Here is a 3,178-nt window from a genome sequence, read left to right on the forward strand (position 1 = left end):
GTACGGCATCGGGCGTATTCCGTCCGACGGAGGACGGCAGCCTGATCGACGCCGCCGACGGCGAGATCGACCTCGAACCGGACGCGCGCGTGGGCCTGGCCCATGCGGCCCTGCTCGACGCCGACACGGCCCGCGCGTGGCTCGCCCACTTCAAGGATTACAAGGTGACGCCGCTGTTCGCGCAACTGGCCCGCCGTCCGCCCCTCGTGGTCGACCCGGCGGCGGACAGCATTGCGGACCGCCTCGGCTGGACCAGCGACGCGTTCACCTTGCGCGGCGCCTTCGGCAAGGTGGGCTACCAGCGCGCCGCGGCGGAGGACGGCGGCGTCTTCATGGAGTACACGAAGGACTTCGCCAGCGCCGGCCTGCAGGTGCGCATCGAGTTCTCCGGCAACGCGCTGCCCGAAGAGAACGTCCCGGCCGCGCTCAAGACCCTGTCGTTCGTCCGCCTGGGCACCGTGCGCGGCTTCGGCGGCGCGGGCAAGGTCGCGCTGGGCGACGTGCCGCCGGTCCTGCTGGCCGAAGCCTATGGCGACTACCACGCGGTGGCCGCCGCCTGCGCCGGGTTCGACCCGGACTGGGAACGCAAGATGCCCTGGTGACCCATGACACAACCGACGAGAGACAATCCCGACATGACGACCGCCATCCTGCGCAGCAGCGCCGAAGACCGCTATCGCGACGAACTGGAGCGGCTGCGCGCGGCCGACCGCGATCCGCGGCCCGAAGGCTGGATGCTATCGCCGCGCGCCGTGCGCCGCTTCATCCTCGGCGACGAGCTGCTCTCCGTCGCGCGCAAGTTCTACGGCGACGATCCGCTCGTCGACCGCGCCATCGTCACGCTGATGGGCAACCAGGGCCTGATGCTGTTCGGCGAGCCGGGCACGGCGAAATCGCTGCTGTCCGAATTGCTGGCCACCGCGATCAGCGGCGATTCCGCGCTGACGATCCAGGGTGCGGCCGGCACGACCGAGGACCACATCCGCTACGCGTGGAATTACGCGCTGCTGCTCGCGGAAGGCCCGAGCGAACGGGCGCTCGTGCCGTCGCCCATGTACCGCGGCATGGCCGCCGGCAAGCTGGTACGCTTCGAAGAGATCACGCGCTGTCCGCCCGAGATCCAGGACACGATGATTTCGCTGCTGTCGGAAAAGCAGATCGTCGTGCCCGAGCTGGGCGAAGGTGCGCGTGTACATGCGCGGCGCGGATTCAACGTGATCGCCACGGCCAACCTGCGCGACCGCGGGGTGCACGAGATGTCGTCGGCCCTCAAGCGCCGCTTCAATTTCGAGACCGTGCGCCCGATCCGCGACCATGCCTTCGAGGTGGAGCTGGTCATGGACCAGGTGCGGCGCGAGCTCGCTGCCGCCGCCGTCGACGCGCGCATCGAACGCGACGTCGCCGGCCTCCTCGTCACCGTGTTCCAGGAACTGCGCGCGGGCCGCACGCAGGACGGCACGCCGCTCAAGACGCTGGATGCCGTGATGTCGACCGCGGAAGCCGTCAACGTGCTGCATGCGGYGGCGCTCGAAGCGCGCTTCCTCGGCGGCGGCACCGTCTCGCCGCGCGAAGTCGCCAACCAGTTGCAGGGCGTGCTGCTGAAGGACAGCGCGGACGACGTCAAGCGCGTGCAGCACTACTTCGACACCGTCGTGCGCGAGCGTGGCCGCCGCGACGGCGCATGGAAGGCGTTCGGCGACGCGACGCGCAGCCTGTGGCCATGATGGCGGACATGCCGGCGGCCGTGCGCGCCGGCCTCGATCGCATGGCGCTGGACGACGTGCATTTCGCCCCCGTACGCCATCACAGCCCGGCCTGCGCCCTCGCCCTGCAGGCGATGGTGCGCGCGCTGCGGCCGGCCATCATCCTCATCGAAGGACCGGACACGTTCGACGCGCTGCTCCCCCTGCTGCACGATGAGCGCACGCGGCCGCCGGTGGCGATCCTGAGCCATGCCGCCGCAGCACCCGGCGATGACGATGCCGGCGGACGCAGCGCGTTCTTCCCGTTCTGCGACTACAGCCCGGAATGGGTCGCGCTGCGCCTGGCCCGCGAAACGGGTGCGCAAGCGGCCTTCATCGACCTGCCCTGGCAGGCGCGGGCCGGCGCCGACGACGAAGCGGACGGGCATGCGCGCAACCTGATGGCGGAGCGCTACCTGGCCCATAGCGCTTACCTGAAGGCGCTGGCCGCCGCCAGCGGTTGCCGCGACCAGGACGAGTTGTGGGACCATCTGTTCGAACTGCGCCTGCCCGACGCGCTGCGCGACTGGCGTGCGTTCTTCGCCGACGTCTTCGCCTATTGCGCGCTGGCGCGGGTGTGCTATGAAACGGAAGTGCTGGAGGCCGAGGGCAGCCTGGCGCGCGAGCGGCACATGGCGGCCCACATCCGCCGGCACCGTACGGCACTCGCGGCCGCGGGCCGGACGGGGCCCATCGTCGTCGTGACCGGCGGCTTTCACACGATGGCGCTGCAGGACATGCTCGCATCCCCGCCCCCGGCACAGCGGCGCGAGCGATCCGATCCGCCGGGGCAGGACTGGCTGATCCGCTACAGTTTCGACCGACTGGACGCGCTGAACGGCTACGGGGCCGGCATGCCCTCCCCGGCCTGGTACCAATGGGTGTGGCAGAGCGCACAGGCGGCGGCGGACGGGCCGGACCTGCACCGGGTCGGCGCCGACGCCATCACCGGCCTGGCGCGCGCGGGCCGTGCGCGCGGGCTCGCCGAACAGGCGTCGACTGCGGACGTGCAGGCGGCCGTACTGCATGCCATGCGCCTGGCGCAGTTGCGCGGCCACGCGGGACCCGGACGGGAAGACGTGCTCGATGCGATCCGTTCCTGCTTCGTCAAGGGCGCCCTGGACGAGGGCAACGCGGGCTTTGCGGCCGACCTCCGGCATTACCTGGGCGGCAGCGCGATGGGTGACATTCCGCCGTCCGGCGGATCGCCTCCGCTCGTGGAAGACGCGCGGCGCCGCGCCCGCGCGCACGGCATCCGGCTCGAGGACAGCACGGCCCGCACCGTGCGCCTGGACCTGTACCGCAAGGACAATCACCGCCTGCGCAGCCGCTTCCTGCACCTGATGGATTACCTCGGCGTCCCGGTCGCCCGCTGGCGCGCGGGTCCGGATTTCGCCGGCGCCGCCCGGCTGGACCTGCTGGTCGAGGAATGGCAG

At 71.2% G+C, this 3,178-nt stretch carries 3 protein-coding genes; all 3 read left to right on the top strand.

The window, feature by feature from the left end; translation table 11 throughout:
- Positions 1 to 602: DUF4132 domain-containing protein (locus AC1DYX_RS29750; protein WP_477265615.1), on the top strand; the 602-nt coding region annotated here is incomplete at its 5' end.
- A 33-nt stretch (positions 603 to 635) separates the two neighbouring features.
- A complete protein-coding gene (locus AC1DYX_RS29755; RefSeq protein ID WP_477265617.1) occupies positions 636 to 1,724 on the top strand; it encodes an ATP-binding protein in 1,089 nt (362 codons plus the stop codon).
- The coding region (locus tag AC1DYX_RS29760; protein ID WP_477265619.1) for a DUF5682 family protein at positions 1,721 to 3,178 on the top strand (1,458 nt) is incomplete at its 3' end. The genes AC1DYX_RS29755 and AC1DYX_RS29760, both read left to right, overlap by 4 nt.

This window comes from Massilia sp. P2_C2, from assembly GCF_056404615.1.